6 protein-coding genes and 1 pseudogene are annotated in these 5,258 nt (G+C 40.0%); 6 read left to right on the top strand and 1 reads right to left on the bottom strand.

Annotated features, from left to right (window positions below; translation table 11 throughout):
* Positions 1-664, top strand: a 664-nt coding sequence (locus HWQ37_RS31540) for a superoxide dismutase (RefSeq protein ID WP_292754755.1), incomplete at its 5' end; no start/stop codon positions are given.
* A 293-nt stretch (positions 665-957) separates the two neighbouring features.
* Here the strand turns inward: HWQ37_RS31540 and HWQ37_RS31535 are convergent.
* Positions 958-2,409 carry an MFS transporter gene (locus HWQ37_RS31535; protein WP_292754753.1) on the bottom strand — a complete coding sequence of 484 codons (1,452 nt, stop codon included), beginning with the start codon at positions 2,407-2,409 and terminating at the stop codon, positions 958-960.
* 77 nt (positions 2,410-2,486) lie between these two features.
* Here HWQ37_RS31535 and HWQ37_RS31530 point away from each other — a divergent pair, with 77 nt between their 5' ends.
* The 5 genes and pseudogenes from HWQ37_RS31530 to HWQ37_RS31510 form a co-directional block, all read left to right on the top strand.
* Positions 2,487-3,005 carry a phosphoribosyltransferase gene (locus HWQ37_RS31530; protein ID WP_292754751.1) on the top strand — a complete coding sequence of 173 codons (519 nt, stop codon included), beginning with the start codon at positions 2,487-2,489 and terminating at the stop codon, positions 3,003-3,005.
* 521 nt (positions 3,006-3,526) lie between these two features.
* A complete protein-coding gene (locus HWQ37_RS31525) occupies positions 3,527-3,778 on the top strand; it encodes a type II toxin-antitoxin system Phd/YefM family antitoxin (RefSeq protein ID WP_292754749.1) in 252 nt (83 codons plus the stop codon).
* Positions 3,771-4,046: a type II toxin-antitoxin system RelE family toxin gene (locus HWQ37_RS31520; RefSeq protein ID WP_229563801.1), complete on the top strand. Its 276-nt coding sequence runs from the start codon at positions 3,771-3,773 to the stop codon at positions 4,044-4,046. The genes HWQ37_RS31525 and HWQ37_RS31520 overlap by 8 nt, the downstream gene beginning before the upstream one ends.
* Positions 4,047-4,279: 233 nt before the next feature.
* A pseudogene (locus HWQ37_RS31515) lies at positions 4,280-4,450 on the top strand (phosphoribosyltransferase); the annotation flags it as partial.
* Positions 4,451-4,520: 70 nt separating this feature from the next.
* The coding region (locus HWQ37_RS31510) for a tetratricopeptide repeat protein (RefSeq protein WP_292754743.1) at positions 4,521-5,258 on the top strand (738 nt) is incomplete at its 3' end.

Raw genomic sequence — 5,258 nt, 5'->3', positions numbered from 1 at the left:
TACCATAGCTTATCCTAATAGGTCATTAAGTGCTTTTCCTGCACAGCTAGCACCATTGCCTTATGCTTATGGGGCGCTAGGAAAAGCTATTGATGCTGAAACGATGAAATTGCATCATGATACACATCATGCAAGTTATGTCAAGAACTTAAATGATGCATTGAAGCAATATCCAGATTTGCAAAAAAGAAGTGTTGAAGATTTACTAGTGGATTTGAACAGCGTACCTGAAAATATTCGGACAAAGGTACGTAATAACGCTGGTGGTCATCTCAATCACACGATTTTTTGGCAACTAATGAGTCCTCAAGGTGGAGGACAACCATCAGGAGCGATCGCTCAAGAAATTAACAAAACTTTTGGCAGTTTTGATGCCTTTAAAAAACAGTTTAACACAGCAGGTGCGGGTCGTTTCGGTAGTGGTTGGGTTTGGCTAGTACGCAACCCTCAAAAGCAACTCCAGATTGTCACCACAGCAAATCAAGATAGCCCAATTATGGAAGGTTCATATCCGATTATGGGTAACGATCTGTGGGAACACGCTTATTACCTAAAATATCGCAACCGTCGGGCTGAGTATTTAGATAATTGGTGGAATGTGGTGAATTGGCCGCAGATTAACAGGCGATACCTTTCCTTCTCTACGGGACACTCCCCAAACTGAACGCTAGGCAAAGGGCTAGGGGAAACTACCCTATTCTCATCAGATTTTATATTGTGTCCGATGCACATTATCGTAAATCAAAAGGTTTAATACCCATATCTTTACACGTAGCATCATTTTCAGATGGGGGTTTAAATCCCCGTTTGAAAACGTTTTCTTAGCCCAGCAAAATTAATGGGACAGACCACTAGTCCTATTAACTGCGAATTACGTTAGCGAGTACTCGATAGCGTAGCGGTAGCGAGTATTCGTTCGCTTTTAGCGTCTCGTAGAGAGCGTCGCGTCATTACGAATTACGAATTAGTTAAACGCCGTTCTTTGAGTTTCAGCATAATTTCTGCATGCATCTCGCGGGTAATTGGGTAAAAATACGTTAATATCAACCCAAAAATCAAACAAACTGTTGGGATGGGGCCAACGGCAGTGCGAATAGCCAACAGTGCCAAGTCAGGTTGAGTGGGTGGCGGACTTCCGGCTACAGATTCTTTGAAACCCGAAACTTGCAAAGAAATTCCCACTAAAAACAGTCCGAAAGCTAAACCAAATTTTTGTAACAAAACCATGAAGCCATAAAAAATGCCTTCTCTGCGTTGTCCGGTTTGCAGTTCATCTAATTCAATCACATCTGGAATCATCGACCAGGGAATTAGATAAGCTGTGGAGACACCAAACCCAGCCATGACAGCCATCACATACATCAAAACTATTTGACCAGGTTTTAAGAAAAATAGTCCTCCGGCGGCTATTATCCACAAACTCATTCCCAGAAAATAAACAACTTTTTTCCCAAATTTTTTACTCAGCGCCCCCCAGACAAATAGCATCAGCAGGGCAGTTCCTTGGACTGCAATCAGTACTATAGGCACATCTGATTCAAATTTCAGATGCATATAATTGACTACAAAATAGGGAATAATGCTGGCTGTAATCTGCACACCTAGCCAAGAAAAAAGATATATACCAATCACAAATAAAAAAGGTCTGTTGCTGAAGACAATTTTTAGCTGTTCGCCGAAGGGGAGAGATGGAGGTTCCTCCATTTGGGTGCGTTTAGCCTCAAAAACCAAGATGCGATCGCGGACTCCAAAAACGCACCAATATAATCCTACAATTGAAATTACTGTACAAATTGCTGCTAAAACCAGATATGCTTGTTTGCGATCGGGAATCTGCGAAAAAATAATTCCCGCTAAAATAAATGAAAAAATGCTGCCACCAATGGAAAATGTAAAACGAAAGCTGTTAAGGCTGGTGCGTTCGTCGTAATCTTGAGTTAGTTCTGGAGTCATTGCCGTATAAGGCAAATTCACAACGGTGTAAAAGGACTGAGATATAATCCCAATCGCTACGTAATACCAAAACAACGGCCAAATATTCTCACTCTGATTTGCACTAAATTGCGGTACAATCCACTGCAAGAAAAAGAAAATTCCAAAGGGGATTGCTCCATAAAACATCCAAGGAAGACGACGACCCCAACGCCGAGAGTTCGTTTTATCAGTCAGGAAGCCGACAAGCGGATCGTTTACACCATCCCAGATTTTGCCAATCATCAAAATAGTGCCAGCTAAACCCGCAGGGATACCAGCGACACTGGTAAAGAAAATCAGCAGATAAAAGACGGAGATATTTGCAGTAATTGCTGGCCCTAAATCTCCTGCACCGTAAGCCAGCTTTGTTTTTAAGTCGAGTTTTTTACTCAGAGGATCTCGTTGGGCATCGCCATCAGCAGCAGAATCGTTCATAATAACTTGCACTCATACTAAAATAAAAAGTTTGTAATTGCCTTTAATACTATTCATCTACCACTCCCGTTAGACTTATGCCAGACCTTTATGTTTCTTGGTCAGATTATCACCAAAAAATTGAACAACTGGCTATCCAGATTTATCAATCTAGTTGGGAATTTAACCAGATTATCTGTCTTGCTAGAGGAGGACTACGAGTTGGAGATATTCTTTCTCGGATATACCAGCAACCACTGGCAATTTTAGCAACCTCATCTTACAGTGGCATTGGTAAACAAGAAAGAAGTAATTTAATTTTCTCCCGCCACTTAACAATGACTGCTGAGAAATTAGGTTCGCGCATTCTCCTAGTGGATGACTTGGTAGACTCTGGAATCACACTGCAACAGACTATACCTTGGCTGAAGCAAAATATTGATTCCCCAATTGAGGAAATTCGCACCGCCGTACTTTGGTATAAAGCCTGTTCAGTTATAGCACCCAATTATTATGTCGATTACTTGGCTGACAACCCTTGGATTCACCAACCTTTTGAACACTACGAGCAGATGAATATCGGACAACTCGCGGCTAAGGTAAATCAAATGTGTTGATTAATACTAAACAAAGTTAATTTCACAGCCAAAAGTATTGGTCACTTTTTAGATTTTAGCGTTAGCGTAGCTCGCCGCAGGCATCGCTTTCCTTAGCACTATCAATCACAAGTCCAGGACTTACGCACTTTACATATTGACCATGATATGTATGTTCAGCTTTTTAAACTAAAAGTCTTGCCCTGCCTCGTTCCCAGGCTCTGCCTGGGAATGCTATCAAGGTGGGCTGCTGCCTACTTGTTTGACGGGAGGCAGAGCCTCCCACAAGAGCATTACAAGGCAGAGCCTTGTAACGAGAGGTCATTCACAGTTGGCTCTCTCTGTCAATGCGTAAGTCCTAAAGTCATGAGCTAAAGAGGGGTTTGAAGCGATCGCATCACAGTACATAAATCTAAAATTAACTGGAAATTGTTTTATTCATTGTGTAATATTAGTACAGAACGTAAATTTTGTATATTTTTAACAATTTGTACAAAATTTACATTTTGGTTAGCATCAATTATTTAATTTTGTGAGGCGCTATGACTGCCATAAGTGCAACAGAAGCTCGTGCAAACTTCCAAGAGCTTATTAATCGTGCTGAGTATAAGGGTGAGCGGATTGTAATTCAGCGTCATGGTAAACCTGCGGTAGCAATTATCGGTCTTGATGATTTAAAATTGCTTGAAGCTGTTGAAGATGCTATTGATTCAGAAACACTTCGTCGTGCAATTAAGGAAAATGATGGGTTTACTACCTTAGACGCAATTACTACCAAGCGTGGAAATGAGTGAACGCTACAGCTTGAGAATTGCTAAGACTGCTGAAAAAGATTTGTTGGATTTGCAAGCGAAACTTTATAAGCAGGTTGTATCTAAAATCCTTTCGCTTCAAGGCAATTCTCAACCTCAAGATTGCAAAGCCTTGAAAGGCTATGAGGGTGGTTATCGTGTTGATCAAGGTGAATATAGAATTCTCTACACGATTGATGAAGAAAGCAAATTGATTGATGTTTTTCGCGTTGGTAAGCGAAATGATGGTGAAGTCTACAAAAATTTGTAATCGGACTTTACAAATATTAGAGCAAAAAGCCCACCAACAAGAGCATGAAAACTTTTTGGGTTTTCATGCTCTTGTGTCCTTTAGGGATGGATGAATGCGTAGCCAATAGGGTTCGGTTTTGGAAAAGGTATTGGGTAAAGGTTTTTTCTGTGCTTTGAATCCTAATTGGAGCAAAATTCTGAATTATTGCTGAGTTGTTTTAGTGGCGAGCATAACCGTAAAATTCAATCACTATTGAGGAAATTCGCACCGCCGTACTTTGGTATAAAGCCTGTTCAGTTATAGCACCCGATTATTATGTCGATTACTTGGCTGATAACCCCTGGATTCACCAACCCTTTGAACACTACGAGCAAATAAATATCGCAGAACTTGCGGCTAAGGTCAGTCAACCGTGTTTATAAATACCTAAACAAAATTAATTTTACATAGATCGGCGATCGCCTGTTCTCCTCCAGCCATCATTCCTTTTGAGTGGCACTATCATTGAATTGTACCTACTGCTACCTGAGACAAGAAATGATGAGTAGCGATCGCCTCGAAACTTTAACCAAACAGGCAGAAGAACTTATTCAGGCAAGTGAGTATAAGTTGGCAATTAGTGTTTTTCAACAATCCTTACAAATTGACCCAGATAATGTTGAAGTACTCAGACAATACGGTAAAGCCTTAACAAAAATCGGAGAGTTTGAACAGGCTATTAAAATTTTTGAAAAAGCCCTAGTAATTGCTCCAGGAAACGTTAAAATATTGTCTGATTATATCACAGTTTTAAATAAATTAGGAAAAACTACTCAGTTAATTGATACCTTTCATAAATTATTAATAGAGATTGAGCCTAAAAATTATATAACAATCAATAGTTATGCAAACGTTTTGGCTTCAATTGGTCAGCATGATAAAGCTTTTCAGTTCTTTGAGCGATCGCTACAGATTGAACCTAATGATCCGATAACACTCAATAGTTATGCAAACGCTTTGGCTTCAGATGGTCAGTACGATAAAGCTTTTCAATTCTTTGAGCGATCGCTACAGATAAAACCTAATGATCCGATAACACTCAATAGTTATGCAAACGCTTTGGCTTCAGATAGTCAGTACGATAAAGCTTTTCAATTCTTTGAAAAATTGCTACAGATTGAACCTAATAACCCGAAAACACTCAATAGTTATGCAAACGCTTTGGCTTCAGATGGTCAGTACGATAAAGCT

The sequence above is a fragment of the Nostoc sp. NMS4 genome (assembly GCF_017115095.1).
In the GTDB taxonomy this organism is placed as follows: domain Bacteria; phylum Cyanobacteriota; class Cyanobacteriia; order Cyanobacteriales; family Nostocaceae; genus Nostoc.
The sequence above is the reverse complement of the archived record's forward strand: the minus strand, read 5'-3'. Positions and strand labels throughout refer to the sequence as shown.

What these genes read in the sequence shown, in the direction of transcription:
- HWQ37_RS31535 (WP_292754753.1), bottom strand. Translation starts at nt 2,409, where the DNA reads ATGAACGATTCTGCTGCTGATGGCGATGCCCAACGAGATCCTCTGAGT.
- HWQ37_RS31530 (WP_292754751.1), top strand. Translation starts at nt 2,487, where the DNA reads ATGCCAGACCTTTATGTTTCTTGGTCAGATTATCACCAAAAAATTGAA.
- HWQ37_RS31525 (WP_292754749.1), top strand. Translation starts at nt 3,527, where the DNA reads ATGACTGCCATAAGTGCAACAGAAGCTCGTGCAAACTTCCAAGAGCTT.
- HWQ37_RS31520 (WP_229563801.1), top strand. Translation starts at nt 3,771, where the DNA reads ATGAGTGAACGCTACAGCTTGAGAATTGCTAAGACTGCTGAAAAAGAT.